Consider the following 20,396-nt stretch of genomic DNA (forward strand, 5'->3'; position numbering starts at 1 on the left):
GGCCAGGGTTGCCGGTTGCCTTACTTCGACGGCACAGCACCCACGCGCCAGACGGCATTGCCCACGTCATCGGCCACCAGCAGGCCGCCGCGCGCATCCATGGCTACACCCACCGGCCGGCCATAGGCATCGCCGTCCGGGCTGACAAAGCCCGCAAGCACGTCGATGGGCAGGCCCGCAGGCTGGCCGTCAGCAAAGGGCACGAACACCACCTTGTAGCCACTGCGCGGCTTGCGGTTCCAGGAGCCATGCTCGCCCACGAAGGCGCCACTGGCCAGTTGGGGCGCCAGGGCCGGCCCTTGCGCGAACGCCAGGCCCAGCGGCGCGACGTGCGAGCCCAGGGCATAGTCGGGTGCCACCGCCTTGGCCACCAGGTCGGGCCGCGGCGGCTTCACGCGTTCGTCCACATGCTGGCCGTAGTAGCTGTAGGGCCAGCCGTAGAAGGCGCCGTCCTTCACCGAGGTGAGGTAGTCGGGCACCAGGTCGCTGCCGATCTCGTCGCGTTCGTTGACCACCGTCCATAGCGCGCCGCTGCCCGGCGCCCAACCCAGGCCATTGGGGTTGCGCAGGCCACTGGCAAAGATGCGGTGGGAGCCGCTGGCCCGGTCCACCTCCCAGATGGCGGCACGGCCCTCTTCGGCCTGCATGCCGTTCTCGCCGACGTTGCTGTTGGAACCCACGGTGACGTAGAGCTTGCTGCCGTCGGCGCTGGCGATGAGGTTCTTGGTCCAGTGGTGGTTGATGGGGCCGCCGGGCAGGTCCACCAGCTTGGTGCCCGCCGCCGTGATGCGGGTCTGGCCGGGTTCGTAGGGAAAGCGCACGACCGCATCGGCATTCGCCACATAGAGTTCCTTGCCCACCAAGACCATGCCGAACGGCGAGTTCAGGTCTTGCAGGAATACGTTCCTGGTTTCGGCTTTGCCGTCGCCATCGGCGTCGCGCAGCAGCGTGATGCGGTTGGCCGAGGGGCGTTTTCCCGAGCCGGCCTTGCCCATCACGGTCTTCATGACCCAGCCCCGGACCGCGCCGAACACCCCGCCCGAAGGGGCACCCTCGCCCTTGGGCGGCGCCTGGCTTTCGGCCACCAGCACGTCGCCATTGGGCAGCACCAGCACCCAGCGCGGGTGGTCCAGCCCGGTGGCCAGCGGGGTGACCGACAGGCCCGGCAGGCTGGCGCTGGGCATGGTGCCCTCGGGCCAGCCTTTGGCCGGGGCGATGTGCAGCGTGGGGATCAGCGATTGGTGGGGCGCCGGCAGGGTGGGCGACTTGCCCATGCCCTGCTCGGGCGAGAGGATGGCGGTGTCACCGCAAGCGGCCAGACTGGCTGCCAGCACCGTGCCCGTGAGCAACACCGGCCAAGAGCGCGATGTCGGGGAAGAGAGAGGTGGCATGGCGGCGGGCTTTCTGGTGGCGGGGGATGGGGGCAGTGTGCAGGGGCAGGCAGGCACGCCCTGTCAGCCGATCGCGCAAAATGCGCAGCCCCGCGTTACATTTATTTCCGCCACCCCCAGCGCCCAGCCCCCTTTGCTTTGCGCTGCCGCAAGAAGCTTCCATGAGACTCAAGACCGTTGTCCTGCTGGCGATCATCCTGTTCATCGGCTTTTTCGCCGTCGAGAAGCTGCGCTTGGGCCGGGTGGACAGGAAGCTGCAGGGCCAGTCGGCCACGCAGCAGGTGTTTGCCGAGGTGCCGCAGCAGACCGCCACCAGCTCCGCCCCCTTTGCGCTGCAGGGATACCAGGTCAGGCCGCTCGCCCAATTCGCCATCCGGGCGCGGGTGCTGGGGCGCGAGGAGTACTCCTTTGGCCGCGAAGCCGATCTCTCCCCCGTGGACCTGGCCCTGGGCTGGCGGCGCATGGCCGAACCCGCTGTCTACGAGCCATTGAACATCACGCAGGGCGGGCGCTGGTACCGCTACTCCTGGTCCAACCAGCCACCGATTCCGCTGCAGGAGATCATCGAATCCTCGGCCAACATGCACCTGATCCCTGCCAACGCGGCCGTGGAGCGGGCGCTCAAGAAAGCGCGCAAGGGCAGTTTCGTCCGCATCACCGGCCAGCTGGTGGAAGTCACGCACCCAGGCGGCTGGCGCTGGACCAGTTCGCTCACCCGCGGCGATTCCGGCGCCAACTCGTGCGAGCTGATCTATGTGGAGACGGCGCAAGTCGAATAGGTGCGGGGCGGCGCAAAAAAGACAAAAAAACGGCCACAAAGTATCCAGATGTGACGCATGGCGGGTCCGTGGAATATTTCACGGTTTTTTGGATAATCTTTGGTGGACGGAGCGCTCTCGCCTCCGTGACTTTTAAGCTGCCACACCACAGCCTGCACAGAGGAACCTCCATGGCGAAGATTCTGGTCACCAAGTACGAAAACCAGGCCGATGCAACCGTTTGCGAAGTGGCCTACGAAAGCCAGGCCGATCTGTGCTGGTACGAAACGCCGTACGAACAGCAGGCCCAGGGCGATGCCAAGTGGCTCTTCGTCGACTACGACAGCCAGGCCAGCTTCAAGATCTTCAAGGTGAAGTACGAGGGCCAGGCCGACATCAAGGCCTTCCAGGTCAAGTACCCCGAGCAGGCGGGCTGGCGCAATGCGGCGCACAAGTTTGTAGGCAAGATGGGCTGAGCACCATTGCCCGCGCCAAAAGAAAAACCCCTGCCACGCATTGCCCGGCAGGGGTTTTTGCCATTGGCGACCGGCTGGCCGCCCCTGCGAGGAATCAACGCAGCTGGCGTTTGATGGCGTCGTAGCGTGCTTCGTTGCTCACGTTCGATGCCACGGTCGAGAACTTGCTGCTCATGAAGGGTTGCAGCTTCTCCAGACGGTCCTTGGGCGCGGGGTGGGTCTTGAACAGCAGCGTGAAGTTCTGGTCGGCACTGGAGCCGGTCGCATACATGTTCAGCACCGTGGGCAGGCCGACGGGTGCATAGCCAGCACGGGCGGCATACAGCACGCCCTGGCGGTCAGCGTCGAACTCGTCACCCTGGTCCAAGCCCTTGGAATACAGGTTCTTGGCAAAATTCACCATGGCGGAACTCACCATGGCATTGCCAGAGCGGGCCTGCACCACGCCACCCACCGCCTGGGCAAAACCGCCCTTCTTGAGCGCAGCCAGGTAGTGGCCGCGCGTCACGTGGGCGATCTCGTGGCCCAGCACGCCTGCCAATTCCGATTCGGACTTGAGCTGGCGCATCAGGCCGACGGTCACGAACACGAAGCCACCAGGCGTGGCATAGGCATTCACGGCGTCGGAATCGATCACGCCAAAGCGCCAGGCGAACTGGATCTCCTTGCCGTCCTTGTCCTTGGGTTTCTCTGCCTGCGCCGCCACCCACCAGCCGACCTGGTTCACATAGCGCTGCACGGCCTCGTTGCGCAGCAGGGGGCGTGCGCCCAGCAGCACGGACGAGAAGTCATTGCCCAGTGCACGTTGCTCTTCTGCGGTGTAGTCCTTGAACGCGGCCGACGCGCCCTGGATGACATCCAGCACGCCGCCCGCACGCGAACCACCGCCGGAGCCACCGCCCAGCGCGGACGAAAGAACATTCAGGCCACCAGAGCCGCCAGCCTGCGGCATGGTTTCACAACCGGTCAGCAGCACGACCGTGGCCAGCGCCAGCGCGGCGGCCTTCAAGCGTTGGATCTTCATTTTTCTGCTCCGGTGTAGGCGTCAATCTTCTGTGCCACAACCTTGCCACTGCGCGCAAAGGCTTCGGCCTGGCCCATGTTGATGGCGTACTTCTCCAACTGGGCCATTTCAGCCGGTGCAGGTTGGGCATTGGCCAGCTGTTCTTCGGTGAGGCCTCGGGTTCCGGTGGTTGCCGTTGCACCGCGGCTGGGAGCCGAGAACATGCTCGCCAGGTTGGTGCCCGAGCTGGCGGGGGCGGACGCGGCGGGGGCCGCAGCTTCCAGGGATTTCACATGGGTCACGCGCACCCAGCCTTCGGTGCGGCCGAACTTGACCTTGACCCAGCCCTCCTGTGCCGAGGTCTGTTCGAGCTTGTTGCCCTTGGCCAGCTTGACCAGGACCTTGCCGTCCAGCGCCGGCGTCGCGCGCAGCTCGGTGGCCACGGTGACTTCCAGCTGTTGGGCATGCGCGCCGAGGCCCAACCCCAGCAGCAGCGCAATGAGCAGGCCCTTCAACAGGCCCACGAATGATGTGTTCACTTTCCTTCTCCTCTGTATGACGATACCTATGCGCCAGATCATTCCGGCGCCCCTCCACTGGACCTGCGCTGCGGCTCGAAAAGCCGCACCGCCTGGTCGCGGCCTTTCACCTCGAAATCGCCGCGGTCAATGAAAACAAATGTTTCCCCACATTGTGCTCTTGTCGACTCGGAAACCAAAACCCGGGCTATCCCTTTTGTGCAACCTTCGATGCGGCTGCACAGGTTGACGGCATCGCCGATTGCGGTGTAGTCCAGCCGGCGCGAAGTGCCCAGGAATCCCACCACGGCCGAGCCCGTGTGCACGCCGATGCCGATGTCGAATTTGGCCGTCGGGTCCTCGCGCGCCATGTCGTCGGCAAAGCGCTGCAGCGCGTCGGCCATGCCCAGCGCCGCCTCCACGGCCAGCACGGCGTGGTTGGGCTGGGCGATGGGTGCCCCCCAGAAGGCCATGATGGCATCGCCGATGAACTTGTCGAGCGTGCCCTGGTAGCGAAAGATCACCTCCACCTGCATCTCGAAGTAGCGGTTGAGGATGTTCACGATCTCCTCGGGCTTGCGGTGTTCCGACAGGCTGGTGAAGCCCCGGATGTCCGAGAACAGCAGCGTGATCTCGCGGCTGGCGGACACCTCGGCTTCGGCCACCGTTTCTGACAGATCCTGCACGATGCGGGGGTCAACGAAGCGCGAGAACATGGCCTGTACGTGGCGCCGCTGCCCCATCTCCAGCCGCGACGAGAGCAAGCCGAAGGCCAGCAGCGCGACGGCGCCCAGCACCAGGGAGGACACGGGCATCCAATACACATTCGCTTCCTGCAAAGCCACGACGCTTCCCCCGATGGCCGCCGCAGCAAGCGCCCCGTAGCCCATGACCACCCAAGTGGGTGATACGCGCACCACGAAGGCCAGCGCCAGGCCGAAGATGAGGATCAGCACCAGGGTCGGGTTGGCCCAGTCCGGTGCCTCGCGCAACCATTCGTTGTTCTGCAGATTGGCCAGCCCAGTCGCCAGCACGAAGGGCCCTGGCGTGGTGGCATCCATGGGCGTGGGCACGAAATCCAGAATGCCGCTGGCCGTTGCGCCAATCACGATGATCTTGCCCCGCGCGTCGAAAGGCAGCTTGCGATCACCCGTTTGGGTGGCCAGGTAGGCATCGGCGTAGGAAATGCGCGTGAATTCCGAGCCATACCAGTTCAGCCGAAAGCCCGGCTTTCTGGGCTGGGGCAGCTGCAGGGCATCGGCAACCCGGCCGATGATGTGCGGAATCCACCACCCCTGGGTTTCCCGGCCCACCTCGGTGCGGCGACCGATACCGTCTCGGTCCTTGATGAAATTGATGTACCCCGTGCGCCAGACCTCGGCCGGCAGCGAGAGCGGGCCTTCGATCCCATAGGCCGCTTCAGGGTCCGCGTTCTCCAGCGGGCGTATGCCCATGGCCGGCGGCGCCATCGTCAGCGGGGCCTTCTGCTCGGTGTTTTCTTCCAGCACCATGGGGATGAAGGCATGCTCGAATGCCAGGGCCTTGGCCAGCTCCACGTCGTTTTCGGGGCGGAAACGGTCCGGCTGGGTCAGGATCAGGTCGAGCACGATGGCGCGCGGCTGCTGGGCCACCAGCGCCGAGATCATTTCCGCATGGATGACCCGCGGCCACACCCACTTGCCGGCCACGTCGAGCATCTGTGGATTGACCAACGACACCTGGTCGATATCGACCACGACAATGTCGTCCGGCGGCGTGCGGCTGTCCGCATGCCAGCGCAGCAAGGCGTCCCCCACCCGGTTGTCGAGGGCATCGAGCTTGTGCCAGGTGGTCACCTCGAACAGCGCCAGCGCGCAGAGCATGAGGCACAGCCCGGCATACAGCGCGCTGCGGCCGAAGCGCTGGCGCAGCCGGGTGAGCACCGACGAGGAATGGGGGGATGGGGCAGAGGACACAGCCGAGAGTATCCACGCCCCGCTTTGCGGGCCGCAAGCGCATCGACCCTGCGCGTTGTGCCCGCCCTACTCCCCCAAGGCCATCAACCGCCCGAGCAGACCTGCCGCTGCTCGCCCAGCCCAGTGGCGCCCAGGCGCACCACGTCGCCGGGCTTGAGGAACCAGGGCGCGGGCTTCTGGCCCAGGCCCACGCCGGCGGGCGTGCCGGTGAGCACGATGTCGCCGGGCTCCAGCGTCATGAACTGGCTGATGTAACAGATCACCGTGGGCAGGCCGAAGATGAAGTTGCGCGTGTTGCCGTTTTGCACGCGCTGGCCATTGACTTCGAGCCACAGGTCCAGCGCGTGCGGGTCGGCCACCTCGTCGGCCGTCACCAGCCAGGGGCCGATGGGGGCGAACGTGTCGTAGCTCTTGCCCTTGACCCACTGGCCGCCGCGCTCGATCTGGTAGGAGCGCTCGGACACGTCGTTGGCCAGCACATAGCCCGCGACGTGCTGCAGCGCAACACCCTCGCTGACGTGGCTGGCGCGTGTGCCGATGACCAGGCCCAGCTCCACCTCCCAGTCGGTCTTCTGCGAACCGGGCGGAATGCGCACCGCGTCGTTCGGGCCGCTGAGCGAGGTGACGGCCTTCATGAACAGCACCGGCTCGGCCGGCGCCTGCATGCCGGCCTCGGCCGCATGGTCGGCGTAGTTCAGGCCCACGCAGACGATCTTGCCCACCCCGCCCACGGGGGAGCCCAGGCGCGGCGTGCCTTCCACGGCCGGCAGGCGGGTGGCGTCGATGGCGGCCAGGGCCGCCAGCGTGCGCGGGTTGAGCTGGGCTGGCCCCAGGTCGGGCAACAGCATGGAGAGGTCGCGCAGCACGCCCTGGGCGTCCAGCAGGCCGGGGCGCTCTGCACCGGGCGGGCCGTAGCGGAGGAGTTTCATGTCGGAATGGGTCGCGAAAATGCAAGGGGCGCCAGCATACCCCGCAGGGCAATTCCCCGTCCGGGCGTTTAACATCGCAGCCTGGCGCCGCGATGGCGCCCGGTCTCCTGCCTCCTGCCCTGCCTGCCCCGCTCCCCATGGCCCCAGCCACCCCGCCCTCCCCCGTCCCACCCCTCCTGGCAGAGCCGCGCCCGGCTCCCCGCAATTGCACCGACCTGTTCTGGTCCTTCACCTGGCTGGCGCTGCAGGGCTTTGGCGGGGTGCTGGCCGTGGTGCAGCGCGAGCTGGTGGAGCGCAAGCGCTGGATGACCAACGAGGAGTTCGTCGAGGAATGGGCCGTGGCCCAGATCATGCCGGGCCCCAATGTGGTCAACCTCTCCATCACCATCGGCGACCGCTACTTCGGCTGGCGTGGCGCGCTGGCGGCGCTGGCCGGTATGCTGCTGTTTCCGCTCATGCTGGTGCTGTCGCTGGCCGTGGTCTATGCCCAGTTCGCCAGCCACCCGGCGGTGGCCGGCGCCCTGCGCGGCATGGGCGCGGTGGCCGCAGGCCTCATCGCGGGCACGGGCCTCAAGCTGTCGGCCACGCTGCGCACCCACCCGCTGGGCCCTGCCGTGTGCTCGGTGATCACGGTGCTCACGGTGGTGGCCATGGCCGTGCTGCGCTGGCCGCTGGTGTGGACCCTGCCGCTGCTGGGCGGCACGGCTTGCCTGCTCACCTGGCGAAAGCTCGCACCATGACGGGCGCCACCATCCACATGGGCTGGGCCGACTGGCTGCAGCTGTTCCTGTACTACATGTCGCTGTCCCTGCTGGCCGTGGGCGGCGCCATCGCCACCGCGCCCGACATGCACCGCTTCCTGGTGGACAAGCAGGCCTGGCTGGCCGACCCGCAGTTCAACGCCTCGATTGCCATCGCCCAGGCCGCGCCCGGGCCCAACGTGCTCTTCATCGCGCTGCTGGGCTGGAATGTGGGCCTGAACGCGGGCGGCACGGGCCCGCTGGGCTGGGCCCTGGGTGCCCTGGGCATGGGGCTGTGCATGCTGGGCGTGATGCTGCCCAGCAGCCTGCTGACTTGGCTGGCCACGCGCTGGGGCCACCGCAACCGCGAGCGCCGTGGCGTGCGCGCCTTCAAGCAGGGCATGGTGCCGGTGGTGATCGGCCTGCTGCTGGCCACCACCTGGGTGCTGGCCCAGGCCCACGGTGGCCTGGCCAGCGCCTGGCCGCTGTGGCTGGCGACCGTGGTGACCATGCTGCTGGTGTGGAAGACGCGCCTGCACCTGCTGTGGATGCTGGGCGCCGGCGCCCTGCTGGGCGCGCTCGGCTATATGGGGTGACCGTTGATGTGCGAGCTGGACTTGATGTACAGCGTGATGGGGTTGCCTGCGCCATCGTCGCCGGTGATCACCAGGGGCAGGCCGGTGCCCTTGGCCGTCCACCCTGCCGACACACGCGCGCCGTTGGTCCATTCGAACTTGCAGGCCATGTAGGTGCCGGCGGGCACGGTCACGCTTTCCTGGCCGCGGTAGGTGATGGTCTGGGCTTCGCGCAGGGTGCTGGTCTGGGTCGGCAGCCCGGGGAGTTCCATGGTGGTCTGGCGCACCTCGTTGATCGTGTAGCTCTCGTTGAGCGCCAGCGCAAAGTCGCGCACGCGGTTGACCGGGTCGAGCACCATGGTGGTCCTCATCCCGGCAATCGGCGCTTCCACGCGGGCGGTGCTGCCGTAGCGCAGCAGCACCGGTCCCTGCGGGGTGCTTTCCAGCTTGTCGTACTCCCACACGCGGGCATTGAACGAGGTGACGCCCGCCTTGCTCACCAGGACCGTGCGCTCGGTCTCGATCAGCCCCGACTGCCCGGCAAAGCTGGCGGGGCCGTTGATGCGGCCCTCGGTGCTGAACTGCACGGCGCCGTCGCTGGATTGCCAGTCCCAGCGGTAGGTCGTGCCCTGCTGCAACAGCACCGGGTTGAAGCAATCCGAGGCGGCCCCGGTGCCCGTGCCCGGGGACGGCACGTACGTGGTCTCGCACAGCGCGGCGTTGAGCTGGCACATGGCGGCCGTGAGGTCCACGATCTGCCCCGCAGTCTGGGTCTGGCTGGCCACGAGAAACCGGCCCTCGCTGAAGGCAAAGGCATTGCCTACCGATGGGTAGAACCGGTAGGCATAGGGCCCGGCCATTCCGTCCTGCCCGGCGCCGGATGGAAAAAGGGAGGGGAACGAACTTTCAAGCCATTGCCGCGCCGCGTCGCGGCTGGAAGGACGTACCGACAGTTGCGCCTGGGCGGTGGCGGCAACCGATACGCCGAGTGCCAGCGCTGCAAAGCGCCTGATAGATGATCGCATCATGGTTTCTCCAGTGAAGGCGTAGACCAGGAGCTCTGCAGATCCGGGCTTGCCAGATATCCCCGTGGGTACCAGCCAAGGCCTGCAGGGCACGGGTTCCCTGCGGCTGGGCGAAGTGTCCTCTTCGCAGGACCCTGCAGTCCATAGACCGCCAGGACGGCAGATGCCCCTGCCGTGAACAACATCACGCACAAGCCGGCCGCATGCCACCCGCCTCTCGAGGCCAACGGCGCTGTCCGCCTGCAGCGCTCGCCAAAAGCGGCAACAATGCCGCTGGCCAAGTGCTCAACCTTCCCATCCAAGGAATCCCGCTCCATGAATCTCCGTTCCCTGGGCCGCTCGGGCCTGCAAGTCTCCCCCTTGTGCTTTGGCGGCAATGTCTTCGGCTGGACAGCCGACGAGGCCACCTCGTTCCGGCTGCTCGACGCCTGGGTGGACGCAGGCTTCAACTTCATCGACACGGCCGATGTGTATTCGCGCTGGGTGCCGGGCCACACGGGCGGCGAGTCCGAGGCCGTGATCGGCCGCTGGCTCAAGCAGAACGGCAAGCGCAACCGCATCGTGCTGGCCACCAAGGTCGGCAAGGACATGGGCGACGGCAAGGTGGGCCTGCGCCCCGAATACATCCGCCAGGCGGTGGACGCCTCGCTCAAGCGCCTGCAGACCGACCACATCGACCTCTACCAGTCGCACGACGACGATGCCACGGTGCCGCTGGCCGACACGCTGGGCGCCTACAGCGACCTCATCAAGGCCGGCAAGGTGCGCGCCATCGGCGCCTCCAACTTCACGGCGGCACGCCTGGCAGAGGCTCTCAAGACCAGCGACAACCTGGGCCTGGCCCGCTACGAGAGCCTGCAGCCGCTGTTCAACCTGTACGACCGCGCCGTGTTCGAGAAGGAACTGCAGCCGCTGTGCGTGGAGCACAACGTGGGCGTGATCAACTTCTATGCGCTGGCGGCGGGCTTTCTGACCGGCAAGTACCGCACCGAGGCCGACGCCGCCAAGAGCGCCCGCGGCAAGAACACCACGGCCAAGTACCTCAACGAACGCGGCCTGCGCATCCTGGCCGCGCTGGACACCGTGGCCGCGCGCCTGGACGCCACGCCGGGCCAGGTGGCGGTGGCCTGGCAGATCGTGCAGCCGGGCATCACCGCGCCCATCGCCAGCGCCACCTCGCTGGCGCAGCTGCAGGACCTGGTGAAGGCCAGCCAGCTCACACTGGACGCCGAGGCCCTTGCGACCTTGGGCGCAGCAAGCGCAGAATGAACGGGCCAGGCCCTACGGGAGCAGCACACACCGTGGGGCTGATGCAAACCCGGCAGCAGGCATGAAAAAGCCCGTCACTACAGTGACGGGCTGGCTTTCAGGGTCATCAAGCCCCCCCGGCAAACGCAATCACATGTTGTCGATCATCACTTGGCCAAAGCCCGAGCAGCTCACCTGCGTGGCGCCATCCATCAGGCGCGCGAAGTCATACGTCACCTTCTTCGACGCAATCGACTTTTCCAGCGAACTGATGATCAGGTTGGCGGCTTCGACCCAGCCCATGTGGCGCAGCATCATCTCGGCCGAGAGGATTTCGGAGCCGGGGTTCACATAGTCCTTGCCGGCGTACTTGGGCGCCGTGCCGTGGGTGGCTTCGAAGCAGGCCACCGAGTCGGACATGTTGGCGCCCGGCGCGATGCCGATGCCGCCGACCTGGGCGGCCAGCGCGTCAGAGATGTAGTCGCCGTTGAGGTTGAGCGTGGCCACCACCGAGTACTCGGCGGGGCGCAGCAAGATCTGTTGCAGGAAGGCATCGGCGATGCTGTCCTTGATGGTGATTTCCTTGCCCGACTTGGGGTTCTTGAACTTGCACCAGGGGCCGCCGTCGATCAACTGGGCGCCAAATTCCTTTTGCGCCAGGGCGTAGGCCCAGTCGCGGAAGCCGCCTTCGGTGTACTTCATGATGTTGCCCTTGTGCACGATGGTCACGCTGGGCTTGTCGTTGTCGATGGCGTACTGGATGGCCTTGCGCACCAGGCGCTCGGTGCCCTCGCGCGAGACGGGCTTGACGCCCAGGCCCGAGGTGTTGGGAAAGCGGATCTTCTTGACGCCCATCTCGTCCTGCAGGAACTTGATGAGCTTCTTGGCCTTGTCGGACTCGGCCTCGAACTCGATGCCGGCGTAGATGTCTTCCGAGTTCTCGCGGAAGATGACCATGTTGGTCTTTTCGGGCTCTTTCAGGGGCGAGGGCACGCCCTTGAAGTACTGCACGGGGCGCAGGCAGACGTACAGGTCGAGCTCCTGGCGCAGGGCCACGTTCAGCGAGCGGATGCCGCCGCCCACGGGCGTGGTCAGCGGGCCCTTGATGGACACCACGTACTCGCGCAGCACGGCCAGCGTCTCCTCGGGCAGCCACACGTCGGGGCCGTAGACCTTGGTGGATTTTTCGCCGGCGTAGACCTCCATCCACTGGATCTTCTTCTTGCCGCCATAGGCCTTGGCCACCGCGGCATCGACCACCTTGATCATGACCGGCGTGATGTCGAGGCCGGTGCCATCGCCTTCGATGAAGGGAATGATGGGCTCGTCCGGCACGTTCAGCGACATGTCGGCGTTGACCGTGATTTTCTGGCCTTGGGCGGGCACCTTGATGTGCTGGTAGCTGGTCATGGGCGGGAGTCTCCGTTGGATATCTGAAACACAATGCAGCGTGCCGGGCGGGGCGCACCTGATCACAAAGATTCTATAGACAAAAAAATGCCGGAAACCCCTGTCAACCGCGTACGGGCTGCTATCGTTGCAGGTGGAGCTTCGTGAATATTTTGCGGAGCCCTCAACCCGATAGTTCGTCTAGGAAATGGCACATATGAAAAAACTCCTCGCTGTCCTGATGGCTGGTCTGTTCTCCGCCGGTGCGTCCTTCGCACAGGCTCCAGCCGCCCCTGCTGCCGCCCCAGCCCCTGCCGCTGCTCCGGCAGCAGCCCCGGCCCCTGCGGCCAAGGCCGCACCCGCCCACAAGCAGTCCAAGAAAGTGGCGCAAAAGAAGACCAAGAAGCACCCCAAGAAGGCTGCCGCCTGATGGTGCTGGGGGTCTGTGCGGAACTCTGACCCCCACCCTTTCCGGTTTGCTTCAAAATCGCCCGCATCCGCGGGCGATTTTGTTTCTGGCGCCCCCTTCTTGTCTTTCCCACCGAAAGAACCCTGTCCATGCCCAGCCCGAGCCTTGCCACACCCCTCTCCTCCTTGCACCGCCGCCTCCACCTGACCGCCTTGCTCGCCATGTCGCTCGCGGCCCTGGCGCCTGCCGCCCAGGCCCAGGAAGGCCCCCAACTGAACCTGCAGCGCGTGGAACTGACCGCCGGCATGCACCGCATCGATGCCCAGGTGGCCGCGGCCCCACTGGAGCGCCAGATCGGCCTGATGAACCGGCCCGAGATGCCCCAGCACGAGGGCATGCTGTTCATCTTCGAGCAGCCCAGCCAGCAGTGCTTCTGGATGAAGAACACGCTGCTGCCGCTGACGGCGGCCTTCGTCGCGGACGACGGCACCATCGTCAACCTGGAGGACATGAAGCCACAGACCCTGGACTCGCACTGCTCCAAGAAGCCCGTGCGCTTCGTGCTGGAGATGAACCAGGGCTGGTTTGCCAAGAAGGGCATCAAGGCCGGCTCCAGGCTCGGCGGCGCCCCCTTCGCGAAGAAGTGAGTTGCCTGCGCCCATGAAAAAACGGCCCGAGGGCCGTTTTTCTTTGCTGCCCGCTGAACGGGCGCGAGGATTGCACCCAGGCAATCAGGCGAAGTTGGCTTCGGCGAACTTCCAGTTGACCAGCTTGTCCAGGAAGGTCTCGACGAACTTGGGGCGCTGGTTGCGGTAGTCGATGTAGTAGGCATGCTCCCACACGTCCACCGTCAGCAGGGCCTTGTCGGCCGTGGTCAGAGGCGTGCCGGCCGCGCCGGTGTTCACGATGTCGACGCTGCCGTCGGCCTTCTTCACCAGCCAGGTCCAGCCCGAACCGAAGTTGCCCACGGCGCTCTTGACGAAGGCTTCCTTGAAGGCGGCGTAGCTGCCCCACTTGGCGGTGATGGCCGCAGCCAGCGCGCCCGATGGCTCGCCGCCGCCGGCGGGTGCCATGCAGTTCCAGAAGAAGGTGTGGTTCCAGATCTGGGCGGCGTTGTTGTAGATGCCACCGCTGGACTTCTTGATGATTTCTTCCAGGGACAGCGACTCGAACTCCGTGCCCTTTTGCAGGTTGTTGAGGTTCACCACGTAGGCATTGTGGTGCTTGCCGTGGTGGTACTCCAGCGTTTCCTGGCTGTAATGGGGCGCCAGCGCGTCGATGGCATAGGGCAGCGGGGGAAGGGTATGTTCCATGGTGTTTCCTCGTGGTGGTTTGAATTGTGGCGGACTCGCCGGCCGTGAAGCGGGCAGGCGAACCTGCAGGCGAACGGGCATTGTAGGAAGATCGTGTGACCTCTGCAGCGAAGTTGGCAAGCAATCGTGCCACGCCGTGCCGAGATGCGCGCTGATCCTACAGCGCCATGACTACAACAGGCGGGGCTGGGCCGCCACGGTGACGTCCACCGCCCCATCGGCCAGCGTCGCGCGCAGGGCGTCGCCCGGACGGGCCTGGCGCACGCTGGTGACGGCGCGGCCCTCCGCATCGGCCAGCAGGGCGTAGCCGCGCTGCAGCACCAGGCGCGGGTCCAGCAGTTCCAGGCGCAGCGCGGCACGGTCCACCCGTTCGCGCAGGCCATCGATGCGGCGCTGCACCTGCACCGGCAAGGCGGCTGCGGCCGCCTGCTGGGCCTGCTCCATGCGCTGCAGGCGCAGCAGCACGGCATGGCGCATGCGCTGGGCCGTGCGGGCCATCTGCAGTTGTTCGCGCGCCACCAGCCCCGAGGGGCGGCCCAGGCGCGCGGCGGCCTGGTCCAGCCGCTGGTGGCGGACGTCCAGCAGGCGCTGGATGCCATCGGCGATGCGGCCTTCGATCAGATCCAGGGCCCCCAGCCAGACCTCGCGCGGCTGCGCCACCAACTCGGCCGCCGCCGTAGGGGTGGGTGCGCGCAGGTCGGCGCAGAAATCGGCAATCGTGAAATCGGTCTCATGCCCCACACCGCTGACCAACGGCACCGGGCTTTGCACGATGGTGCGGGCGAGCTGCTCGTCGTTGAAGGCCCACAGGTCCTCGATGGAGCCGCCACCGCGCACCAACAGGATGGTGTCGATGTGCGGCTGGCCGCCCGCAGGCCCCTGCTCCGCCAGCCGGTACAGCCGCGCCAGCGCCGAGACAATGGACTGCGGCGCCGCCGCGCCCTGCACCTGCGCCGGGGCCAGCACCACGGGAATGTGCGGCGCCCTGCGGCGCAGGGCCGTCACCACGTCGTGCAGCGCGGCCGCCCCGAGCGAGGTCACGAGGCCAATGCCGCGCGGCTGCACGGGCAGCGGCCGCTTGCGCGCCGCGTCGAACAGGCCCTCGGCCTCGAGCTGGGCCTTCAGGCGCAGGAACTGCTCGAACAGCGCGCCCTGCCCCGCACGCTGCATGCTTTCCACAATGAACTGCAGGTCGCCCCGGGCCTCATAGACACCGAGCTTGCCGCGCACCTCCACCAATTCACCATCGCGCGGCGAAAAGTCAAGCAGGCTGGCCGCGCGGCGGAACATGGCGCAACGCAGCTGGCCCTGGGGGTCCTTGATCGAGAAATAGCAATGCCCGCTGGATGCGCGCGAGAAGCCCGTGATCTCGCCGCGCACCGCGACAGGATTGAAGCGCGCCTCCAGCGCATCAGCAATGGCGCGGCACAGCGCGCCAACTTCCCATACGCGGGGCGCCACCATGGGGTTTGCGCGTTCAAACATGAGCAATGGCGGCCATTGGCGCCCCATTGACAGGCCGAGTCTTCCACAGAAACGGCGATGCAGCGCTCCGCATTGCCTGAGAAGCATTCTCGCCCCAAACGCTACGCAAGCACGTGCAAGTCATTGATTTATAAGGATTTTTCACTGCACAATTTTTCATCAATCTGTTGCAAGCACGGCGCCAAGCCACTTTGCGGGCCTGGACAGCCCGGTTGCCCACAAAGTTATCCACAGTTTTTGTGGGTGACGCACCGGCCCGAAAAAGCATCCGCCAAGGTAACGGTTTGTGACCAAAAGCTGTCAAGAAGCTGGGCCATAATCACCGATTGCCCCTCATCTGCGCGGAGAGAGATTTGCTGTCCATCATACAAGCCGCAGGCTGGCCGATCTGGCCGCTGATCCTGTGTTCCATCCTCGGAATGGCCCTGGTCATCGAACGTTTCGTGGCCCTCAAGACGGCCCGTGTAGCCCCCCCCAAGCTGCTCGATGAAGCCATCACCGTTTCGTCCAAAAGCCTGCCCACGCCCGACGTGGTGAACCAGCTGGCCCAGAACTCGGCCCTGGGCGAGGTGCTGGCCAGTGGCCTGCGCACGCTCAACAGCAACCCGCAGTGCAGCGAGGCCGACCTGCGCGCCGCCATGGAAGGCACGGGCCGCTCCGTGGCCCACCGGCTCGAAAAATACCTTGCGGCCCTGGCCACCATCGCCTCGGCGGCGCCCCTGCTGGGCCTCTTGGGCACGGTCATCGGCATGATCGAGATCTTCGGCTCCCAGGCCGGCGGCGGTGGCGTGGGTCAGGCCATGGGCGGGGGCAACCCGGCCCGGCTGGCACACGGCATCTCGATTGCGCTGTACAACACGGCCTTCGGCCTGATCGTGGCCATCCCGGCGCTGATCTTCTGGCGCTACTTCCGCGGCCGCGTCGATGCCTACCTGCTGACCCTGGAACTCGCCTCCGAGCAGTTCGTGCGCCACATCCTGCGCCACAAGAAGTGACGGGGCGGCCATGAACTTCCGCCCCCGCACCAAGGAAGAACCCGAGATCAACCTGATCCCGTTCATCGACGTGCTGCTGGTGATCCTCATCTTCCTGATGCTGACCACCACCTACAGCAAGTTCACCGAGCTGCAGTTGACCCTGCCCGTGGCCGACACCGAGCAGCAGCGCGACCACCCCAAGGAAGTCGTGGTCGCGGTGGCGGCGGATGGCCGCTATGCGGTGAACAAGGCCGGCGTGGACGGCAAGAGCGTCGACGCCGTGGCCCGCGCCCTGCGCGAGGCCGCCACCACCATCGGCAAGGACAGCGTGGTCATCATCAGCGCCGATGCGATGTCGCCCCACCAGGCCGTGGTGACGGTGATGGAGGCTGCGCGCCGCGTGGGCCTGACGCAGATCACTTTTGCCACCCAGTCATCGGCTGGCGCGCGCGCAGGCAACGGCGCCCGCTAGCGGACATGGCTGCCCCAGGGCCGCAGCCGCCCTCTTCTGCCGGTCTGACAAGGACCTGGCAATCCCGGGGCCTTGCTGCCTGGGCCCTGTGGCCCGTCTCCCTGCCCTACGGTGCCCTGGTGCGGCTGCGCCGCGCCCTGTACCGCAATGGCGCGCTGCGCTCCGAACACCCCGGGCGGCCGACCATCGTGGTGGGCAATGTGATTGCCGGCGGCGCCGGCAAGACCCCCGTGGTGATGGCCCTGGTGGAGCATCTCAAGGCCCGCGGGCTCAAGCCCGGGGTTGTCTCGCGCGGCTATGGCCGCAGCACCGCCGACTGCCGCGAGGTGCTGGCCGACAGCCCGGCCAGCGAGGTCGGCGACGAACCCGCCCTGATCGCGCGCAACTGCGGCGTGCCGGTCTTCGTGGACCGCCAGCGGACCAGCGCGGCACGGGCGCTGCTGGCCCGCCATCCAGGCATCGACGTGATCATCTGCGACGACGGCCTGCAGCACCTGGCACTGCAGCGCGACCTGGAGGTCTGCGTCTTCAACGACCAGGGGGTGGGCAACGGCTTTCTGCTGCCCGCAGGGCCGCTGCGCGAGCCCTGGCCGCGCAAGGTGGACTGGGTGCTGCATCCCGACACCACACCCCCCCCGGCCGGCACGGCACCCGCGTTTGCATTGCAGCGCGGCCTGGCCAACCATGCCGTGCGCGCCGATGGCAGCAGCGTGCCGCTGCCATCGCTGCGCGGCCAACCCGTGCATGCCCTGGCGGCGATTGCCCGGCCCGAAGACTTTTTCGGCATGCTGCGGGCCCAGGGGCTGACCCTGGCGCGCACCACCGCACTGCCCGACCACCACGACTTCACCGGCTTCACCGACCCGAGCGATGGGCCGGCACCGGGCGCGCAACTGCCACTGCTGTGCACGGCCAAGGACGCCGTGAAGCTCTGGAGCCTGCGCCCCGATGCGCTGGCCGTTCCGCTCGAAGTGCGTGTGGACCCGGGCTTTTTCGCAGCCCTCGACGCCCGCCTGGCTGTTTTGCTGGCCGCCGCCTCGCTATCATCGCCCCCTGCCCGCCCATCAGGCGATTGATTGACTGACTGAACCAACGTTTGCCGGAAAGCTGCCGCCATGGACCCCAAACTGCTTGAACTGCTGGTCTGCCCCGTCACCAAGGGCCCGCTGACCTTTGACCGCGAGCACCAGGAACTGGTCTCGCGCAGCGCGCGCCTGGCCTACCCGGTGCGCGACGGCATCCCCGTGCTGCTCGAAAACGAGGCGCGCACGCTGACCGACGAAGAAGTCGAGGCATGAGCGCGGTGGTGCCCGCATCCGCGCCCTTCACGGTCGTGATCCCGGCGCGCATGGCATCGAGCCGGCTGCCGGACAAACCCCTGGCCGACATCGCCGGCCTGCCCATGGTGGTGCGCGTGGCCCAGCGCGCGGCGCTGAGCGGCGCCGCCCGCGTGGTGGTGGCGGCCGATGACGCGCGCGTGCTGCACGCCTGCCAGGCGCATGGCGTGCCCGCCATCCTGACCCGCACCGACCATGCCAGCGGCAGCGACCGGCTGGCCGAGGCCTGCGAGCAACTGGGCCTGGCAGGCGACGACATCGTGGTCAATGTGCAGGGCGACGAACCGCTGATGGACGCGAGCCTCATCGACGCCGTGGCGGCCCTGTTGCCAGCGCGGCCCGAGGCCAGCATGGGCACGGCTGCGCACACCATCCACACCCTGGCCGACTACGAAAACCCGAACGTGGTAAAGGTGGTGCTCGATGCCCGCGGCCTGGCGCACTACTTCAGCCGCGCCCCCATTCCGTGGGCGCGCGACCATGCGGGCACGGCCTGGTGGGAAAGCGCAACGGGCGCAGTGCCGGCAGGCTTCGCACCGCTGCGCCACATCGGCATCTACAGCTACCGTGCAGGCTTTCTGCGCGCCTTTCCCACGCTGACCCAGGCACCCACCGAGGTCATGGAGGCGCTGGAGCAGTTGCGTGCGCTGTGGCACGGCCACCGCATTGCCGTGCATGTCACGGACACGGCACCCGGCCCCGGCGTGGACACCCCGCAGGACCTGGAGCGCGTGCGCGCCCTGCTGGCCTGACGCCAAAGGGGCTGCAAGGCGGCTGGGCGCACTGATCTGGTGCGACGGTGCCCCATCCTACGCATTTATACGCACGTCATATCGCGCGTGTAAGCCAGTGCAAGGCGGTCACATGCTATCCTCGACGCAACGAGAGCATTGCATCCTGGGCCCCACAAGCGCCTGCGCGAGCACTGACGTAGCAGCACACCACCCCGCAGCCCCTGCCCATCCGTGGAGCACTGCGGTCTTTTTTTGCTGCCACGGCGGTGACCTCTGCGCTGGCGCGCGATCCGCCCCTGCCAGCAGTGCCAGCCGATTTCTAACCTTCGAGGACCTTCATGAGACTGATTCTGTTGGGCGCGCCCGGCGCCGGAAAGGGCACGCAAGCCACGTTCATCTGCCAGAAGTACGGCATTCCGCAGATCTCCACCGGCGACATGCTGCGCGCTGCCGTGAAGGCCGGCACGCCGCTGGGCCTGCAGGCCGATGCGATCATGAAGTCGGGTGCCCTGGTCAGCGACGACCTGATCATCAACCTCGTCAAGGAACGCATTGCCCAGCCCGACTGCGCCAAGGGGTTCCTGTTCGATGGTTTCCCACGCACCATTCCCCAGGCCGACGCGATGAAGGCCGCAGGCGTGAAACTCGACTACGTGCTGGAGATCGACGTGCCCTTCGAGGCCATCATCGAACGCATGAGCGGCCGCCGCTCGCACCCCGCCAGCGGCCGCACCTACCACGTCAAGTTCAACCCACCCAAGGTGGAAGGCAAGGACGACGTGACCGGTGAAGACCTGATCCAGCGCGACGACGACAAGGAAGAAACCGTCAAGAAGCGCCTGCAGGTCTACAGCGACCAGACCCGCCCCCTGGTGGACTACTACAGCCAGTGGGCCAAGGCCGAACCGGCAGCCGCCCCCCAGTACCGCGCCATCAGCGGCATGGGCAGCGTGGACGACATCACGCAGCGCGCCTTCGCAGCCCTGGCCAGCTGATTTTTCGGCTGCGGCCACACCAACAACAAAGCCGGGCATGCCCGGCTTTGTCGTTTCTGCACGCCTTGGAGGCGCTGCCTGCCGCGCAGCTTACTTGGTCTTCGGGGCAGGAGGAATGGGCATGTTGGGCATGGTCATGGAGCCGGGCTTCTGGCCGGCGGCACAGGGGCCGAGGTAACGGGCCTCCATCACGGTATTGTCGCTGGCCTTGCCCATGAGCGGCGGGTTGAACGTGCTTTTGACCTCGACCTTGTAGGCGCTGGAATAGTCGCCCGAGCTCACCGACTGCGAGGTCACCGTGGTCGAACCGATCTTGCAGACCGCATCGGCAGTGATGGTGTTGCCACTGCGCTTGATGTCGTTCTTGCTGCACATGGTCTTGGACTGCTCCAGGGCCGTCTTCTGCATCTGGGCCTCGAAGGCCTCATCCGTGCACTGCTGCATCACGGTGGGCGGCGTGCCTGGGCTGGATGTGGCCTTGATCTCCCACAGCCCCGCCTTGCGCTTGGGCATGTCCTGGGATTGCGCAGGCAGGGCTGCCAGTGCCACGGCTGCGGCCACGAGAGAGAGGGAAACGAAACGCATGGGACAACTCCTGCAAAGTGATGCGCCGGATGATAGTTGCGCTCCCGCGCAGAACCAATGGCGCGGCTAAAAGCTGTGCAAC

At 66.7% G+C, this 20,396-nt stretch carries 23 protein-coding genes; 13 read left to right on the forward strand and 10 right to left on the reverse strand.

The annotated features are described in order from the left end of the window. Window positions 1-20: 20 nt before the first annotated feature. Window positions 21-1,391, reverse strand: coding sequence for a PQQ-dependent sugar dehydrogenase (locus AC07PF_RS11535; RefSeq protein WP_494611926.1), 1,371 nt, complete (start codon window positions 1,389-1,391; stop codon window positions 21-23). A 161-nt stretch (window positions 1,392-1,552) separates the two neighbouring features. On the opposite strand from AC07PF_RS11535, the gene AC07PF_RS11540 reads away from it, so the two are divergent. Together AC07PF_RS11540 and AC07PF_RS11545 are read left to right on the forward strand one after the other, a co-directional pair. After that, on the forward strand, window positions 1,553-2,170 hold the full coding sequence (locus AC07PF_RS11540; protein WP_494611927.1) for a hypothetical protein: 618 nt from the start codon (window positions 1,553-1,555) through the stop codon (window positions 2,168-2,170). A gap of 170 nt (window positions 2,171-2,340) precedes the next feature. Then, complete coding sequence (locus AC07PF_RS11545) at window positions 2,341-2,625, forward strand: 7(1) septoil knot domain-containing protein (RefSeq protein ID WP_145696533.1); 285 nt, start codon at window positions 2,341-2,343, stop codon at window positions 2,623-2,625. Window positions 2,626-2,719: 94 nt separating this feature from the next. Here AC07PF_RS11545 and AC07PF_RS11550 read toward each other — a convergent pair whose 3' ends face one another. The 4 genes from AC07PF_RS11550 to AC07PF_RS11565 all read right to left on the reverse strand — a co-directional run bounded on the left by AC07PF_RS11550 (window position 2,720) and on the right by AC07PF_RS11565 (window position 7,030). Next, the gene (locus AC07PF_RS11550; RefSeq protein WP_007858716.1) at window positions 2,720-3,649 is read right to left on the reverse strand and encodes a M48 family metalloprotease; all 930 of its coding nucleotides are present in this window, start codon (window positions 3,647-3,649) and stop codon (window positions 2,720-2,722) included. After that, on the reverse strand, window positions 3,646-4,167 hold the full coding sequence (locus AC07PF_RS11555) for an SH3 domain-containing protein (RefSeq protein ID WP_145696532.1): 522 nt from the start codon (window positions 4,165-4,167) through the stop codon (window positions 3,646-3,648). The genes AC07PF_RS11550 and AC07PF_RS11555 overlap by 4 nt, the downstream gene beginning before the upstream one ends. A 38-nt stretch (window positions 4,168-4,205) precedes the next feature. Beyond that, window positions 4,206-6,101: a CHASE2 domain-containing protein gene (locus AC07PF_RS11560; RefSeq protein WP_494611928.1), complete on the reverse strand. Its 1,896-nt coding sequence runs from the start codon at window positions 6,099-6,101 to the stop codon at window positions 4,206-4,208. 83 nt (window positions 6,102-6,184) lie between these two features. Beyond that, window positions 6,185-7,030, reverse strand: coding sequence for a fumarylacetoacetate hydrolase family protein (locus tag AC07PF_RS11565; protein WP_494611929.1), 846 nt, complete (start codon window positions 7,028-7,030; stop codon window positions 6,185-6,187). A 137-nt stretch (window positions 7,031-7,167) separates the two neighbouring features. On the opposite strand from AC07PF_RS11565, the gene AC07PF_RS11570 reads away from it, so the two are divergent. Continuing rightward, on the forward strand, window positions 7,168-7,770 hold the full coding sequence (locus AC07PF_RS11570; RefSeq protein ID WP_494611930.1) for a chromate transporter: 603 nt from the start codon (window positions 7,168-7,170) through the stop codon (window positions 7,768-7,770). Beyond that, window positions 7,767-8,366, forward strand: a complete 600-nt coding sequence (locus AC07PF_RS11575) for a chromate transporter (RefSeq protein ID WP_494611931.1) — start codon at window positions 7,767-7,769, stop codon at window positions 8,364-8,366. The genes AC07PF_RS11570 and AC07PF_RS11575 overlap by 4 nt, the downstream gene beginning before the upstream one ends. Here the strand turns inward: AC07PF_RS11575 and AC07PF_RS11580 are convergent. Further along, the gene (locus tag AC07PF_RS11580; protein WP_494611932.1) at window positions 8,354-9,373 is read right to left on the reverse strand and encodes a hypothetical protein; all 1,020 of its coding nucleotides are present in this window, start codon (window positions 9,371-9,373) and stop codon (window positions 8,354-8,356) included. The genes AC07PF_RS11575 and AC07PF_RS11580 overlap by 13 nt on opposite strands. Window positions 9,374-9,685: 312 nt before the next feature. Here AC07PF_RS11580 and AC07PF_RS11585 point away from each other — a divergent pair, with 312 nt between their 5' ends. Further along, window positions 9,686-10,639, forward strand: a complete 954-nt coding sequence (locus AC07PF_RS11585; protein WP_494611933.1) for an aldo/keto reductase — start codon at window positions 9,686-9,688, stop codon at window positions 10,637-10,639. A 129-nt stretch (window positions 10,640-10,768) separates the two neighbouring features. On the opposite strand, the gene icd is transcribed toward AC07PF_RS11585, so the two are convergent. Beyond that, a complete protein-coding gene (icd, locus tag AC07PF_RS11590; protein WP_145696526.1) occupies window positions 10,769-12,028 on the reverse strand; it encodes an NADP-dependent isocitrate dehydrogenase in 1,260 nt (419 codons plus the stop codon). 196 nt (window positions 12,029-12,224) lie between these two features. Here icd and AC07PF_RS11595 point away from each other — a divergent pair, with 196 nt between their 5' ends. Both AC07PF_RS11595 and AC07PF_RS11600 read left to right on the forward strand, forming a co-directional pair. Continuing rightward, window positions 12,225-12,437 (forward strand): hypothetical protein, encoded by a 213-nt coding sequence (locus AC07PF_RS11595; RefSeq protein ID WP_007858730.1) that lies wholly within the window; start codon window positions 12,225-12,227, stop codon window positions 12,435-12,437. Between the two features lie 128 nt (window positions 12,438-12,565). Further along, the gene (locus AC07PF_RS11600) at window positions 12,566-13,063 is read left to right on the forward strand and encodes a DUF192 domain-containing protein (RefSeq protein ID WP_007858733.1); all 498 of its coding nucleotides are present in this window, start codon (window positions 12,566-12,568) and stop codon (window positions 13,061-13,063) included. A gap of 84 nt (window positions 13,064-13,147) precedes the next feature. Here AC07PF_RS11600 and AC07PF_RS11605 read toward each other — a convergent pair whose 3' ends face one another. Beyond that, complete coding sequence (locus tag AC07PF_RS11605) at window positions 13,148-13,729, reverse strand: superoxide dismutase (protein WP_007858734.1); 582 nt, start codon at window positions 13,727-13,729, stop codon at window positions 13,148-13,150. 171 nt (window positions 13,730-13,900) lie between these two features. After that, entirely contained in the window at window positions 13,901-15,214 is a 1,314-nt protein-coding gene (xseA, locus tag AC07PF_RS11610) for an exodeoxyribonuclease VII large subunit (protein ID WP_494611934.1), read from the reverse strand. A 353-nt stretch (window positions 15,215-15,567) separates the two neighbouring features. Between xseA and AC07PF_RS11615 the strand changes: the two genes are divergently transcribed. From AC07PF_RS11615 to adk, 6 genes are all read left to right on the forward strand, one after another. Beyond that, window positions 15,568-16,209: a MotA/TolQ/ExbB proton channel family protein gene (locus AC07PF_RS11615; RefSeq protein ID WP_007858736.1), complete on the forward strand. Its 642-nt coding sequence runs from the start codon at window positions 15,568-15,570 to the stop codon at window positions 16,207-16,209. A gap of 10 nt (window positions 16,210-16,219) precedes the next feature. After that, the gene (locus AC07PF_RS11620) at window positions 16,220-16,663 is read left to right on the forward strand and encodes an ExbD/TolR family protein (protein WP_494611936.1); all 444 of its coding nucleotides are present in this window, start codon (window positions 16,220-16,222) and stop codon (window positions 16,661-16,663) included. Between the two features lie 5 nt (window positions 16,664-16,668). After that, entirely contained in the window at window positions 16,669-17,739 is a 1,071-nt protein-coding gene (lpxK, locus tag AC07PF_RS11625) for a tetraacyldisaccharide 4'-kinase (RefSeq protein ID WP_494611937.1), read from the forward strand. A gap of 39 nt (window positions 17,740-17,778) precedes the next feature. Continuing rightward, window positions 17,779-17,961 (forward strand): Trm112 family protein, encoded by a 183-nt coding sequence (locus tag AC07PF_RS11630; protein ID WP_007858740.1) that lies wholly within the window; start codon window positions 17,779-17,781, stop codon window positions 17,959-17,961. After that, window positions 17,958-18,752, forward strand: a complete 795-nt coding sequence (gene kdsB, locus AC07PF_RS11635; protein WP_494611938.1) for a 3-deoxy-manno-octulosonate cytidylyltransferase — start codon at window positions 17,958-17,960, stop codon at window positions 18,750-18,752. The genes AC07PF_RS11630 and kdsB overlap by 4 nt, the downstream gene beginning before the upstream one ends. A gap of 320 nt (window positions 18,753-19,072) precedes the next feature. Then, window positions 19,073-19,729, forward strand: a complete 657-nt coding sequence (adk, locus tag AC07PF_RS11640) for an adenylate kinase (protein ID WP_007858743.1) — start codon at window positions 19,073-19,075, stop codon at window positions 19,727-19,729. 90 nt (window positions 19,730-19,819) lie between these two features. Here the strand turns inward: adk and AC07PF_RS11645 are convergent, their stop codons facing one another. Beyond that, window positions 19,820-20,314: a DUF3617 domain-containing protein gene (locus AC07PF_RS11645; RefSeq protein WP_007858745.1), complete on the reverse strand. Its 495-nt coding sequence runs from the start codon at window positions 20,312-20,314 to the stop codon at window positions 19,820-19,822. Between the last annotated feature and the right edge of the window lie 82 nt (window positions 20,315-20,396).

It is taken from the genome of Acidovorax sp. GW821-FHT10A04 (assembly GCF_059415825.1).

Excerpts from the sequence above, each read along its gene's own strand:
- AC07PF_RS11535 (WP_494611926.1), bottom strand. The coding sequence starts at position 1,391 with ATGCCACCTCTCTCTTCCCCGACATCGCGCTCTTGGCCGGTGTTGCTC.
- AC07PF_RS11540 (WP_494611927.1), top strand. The coding sequence starts at position 1,553 with ATGAGACTCAAGACCGTTGTCCTGCTGGCGATCATCCTGTTCATCGGC.
- AC07PF_RS11545 (WP_145696533.1), top strand. The coding sequence starts at position 2,341 with ATGGCGAAGATTCTGGTCACCAAGTACGAAAACCAGGCCGATGCAACC.
- AC07PF_RS11550 (WP_007858716.1), bottom strand. The coding sequence starts at position 3,649 with ATGAAGATCCAACGCTTGAAGGCCGCCGCGCTGGCGCTGGCCACGGTC.
- AC07PF_RS11565 (WP_494611929.1), bottom strand. The coding sequence starts at position 7,030 with ATGAAACTCCTCCGCTACGGCCCGCCCGGTGCAGAGCGCCCCGGCCTG.
- AC07PF_RS11570 (WP_494611930.1), top strand. The coding sequence starts at position 7,168 with ATGGCCCCAGCCACCCCGCCCTCCCCCGTCCCACCCCTCCTGGCAGAG.
- AC07PF_RS11575 (WP_494611931.1), top strand. The coding sequence starts at position 7,767 with ATGACGGGCGCCACCATCCACATGGGCTGGGCCGACTGGCTGCAGCTG.
- AC07PF_RS11580 (WP_494611932.1), bottom strand. The coding sequence starts at position 9,373 with ATGATGCGATCATCTATCAGGCGCTTTGCAGCGCTGGCACTCGGCGTA.
- AC07PF_RS11585 (WP_494611933.1), top strand. The coding sequence starts at position 9,686 with ATGAATCTCCGTTCCCTGGGCCGCTCGGGCCTGCAAGTCTCCCCCTTG.
- icd (WP_145696526.1), bottom strand. The coding sequence starts at position 12,028 with ATGACCAGCTACCAGCACATCAAGGTGCCCGCCCAAGGCCAGAAAATC.
- AC07PF_RS11595 (WP_007858730.1), top strand. The coding sequence starts at position 12,225 with ATGAAAAAACTCCTCGCTGTCCTGATGGCTGGTCTGTTCTCCGCCGGT.
- AC07PF_RS11600 (WP_007858733.1), top strand. The coding sequence starts at position 12,566 with ATGCCCAGCCCGAGCCTTGCCACACCCCTCTCCTCCTTGCACCGCCGC.
- AC07PF_RS11605 (WP_007858734.1), bottom strand. The coding sequence starts at position 13,729 with ATGGAACATACCCTTCCCCCGCTGCCCTATGCCATCGACGCGCTGGCG.
- xseA (WP_494611934.1), bottom strand. The coding sequence starts at position 15,214 with ATGTTTGAACGCGCAAACCCCATGGTGGCGCCCCGCGTATGGGAAGTT.
- AC07PF_RS11620 (WP_494611936.1), top strand. The coding sequence starts at position 16,220 with ATGAACTTCCGCCCCCGCACCAAGGAAGAACCCGAGATCAACCTGATC.
- lpxK (WP_494611937.1), top strand. The coding sequence starts at position 16,669 with ATGGCTGCCCCAGGGCCGCAGCCGCCCTCTTCTGCCGGTCTGACAAGG.
- AC07PF_RS11630 (WP_007858740.1), top strand. The coding sequence starts at position 17,779 with ATGGACCCCAAACTGCTTGAACTGCTGGTCTGCCCCGTCACCAAGGGC.
- kdsB (WP_494611938.1), top strand. The coding sequence starts at position 17,958 with ATGAGCGCGGTGGTGCCCGCATCCGCGCCCTTCACGGTCGTGATCCCG.
- adk (WP_007858743.1), top strand. The coding sequence starts at position 19,073 with ATGAGACTGATTCTGTTGGGCGCGCCCGGCGCCGGAAAGGGCACGCAA.
- AC07PF_RS11645 (WP_007858745.1), bottom strand. The coding sequence starts at position 20,314 with ATGCGTTTCGTTTCCCTCTCTCTCGTGGCCGCAGCCGTGGCACTGGCA.